This window comes from Columbia Basin potato purple top phytoplasma, from assembly GCF_028595955.1.
Classification (GTDB): domain Bacteria; phylum Bacillota_I; class Bacilli_A; order Acholeplasmatales; family Acholeplasmataceae; genus Phytoplasma.
The window spans coordinates 1-518 of record NZ_JANHJP010000033.1; the positions used below are offsets into that span (position 1 = coordinate 1).

At 27.0% G+C, this 518-nt stretch carries 1 protein-coding gene; it reads left to right on the forward strand.

What is annotated here, in order from left to right:
* The first annotated feature begins 40 nt into the window (after nucleotides 1–40).
* Nucleotides 41–376: a single-stranded DNA-binding protein gene (locus tag M8044_RS02500; protein ID WP_273585469.1), complete on the forward strand. Its 336-nt coding sequence runs from the start codon at nucleotides 41–43 to the stop codon at nucleotides 374–376.
* Nucleotides 377–518: the final 142 nt, after the last annotated feature.

Sequence of the window (518 nt, forward strand, 5' to 3'; positions counted from 1 at the left end):
TTAAAATTAAAATAATTATATAGAAAAGAGAAATAAAATTATGTTACACAACGTTCAATTAATCGGTCGTATCACTCATAATCTTGACAAACAATATCTTAAGGTTAACAACGAACAAATTCCTAAAATCGATTTTCAATTAGCTGTTAATCAAACCAAAGAAAAAGTATATTTTATTCCTTGTGTGGTTTTTAGAACTCAAGCTGAAAATCTTCATAAATACTTACATAAAGGTTCGAAAATTTATCTTGAAGGAACATTATTTTTCCAAAAATACACCAACAACGAAGGTCAAAAGAAAACAAATACAAAAGTGATCGTACATAAAGTCATCTTTTTAGATAATAAACCTCAAACTGATAATTTACCATTTTAAGATAAAAAAACATCAATATTGAACATCTTAATTTTTCAAAAGAAAACCAAAATAAAAGGAGAATAAAAAATCATATGAGCGACGCCATGACTGAAATTGCCCGCGGAACTTACTTCAAAGACCGTTCAAAAACTTCAAAACA

Coding starts and splice junctions, on each gene's coding strand:
- M8044_RS02500 (WP_273585469.1), top strand. CDS start 41: ATGTTACACAACGTTCAATTAATCGGTCGTATCACTCATAATCTTGAC.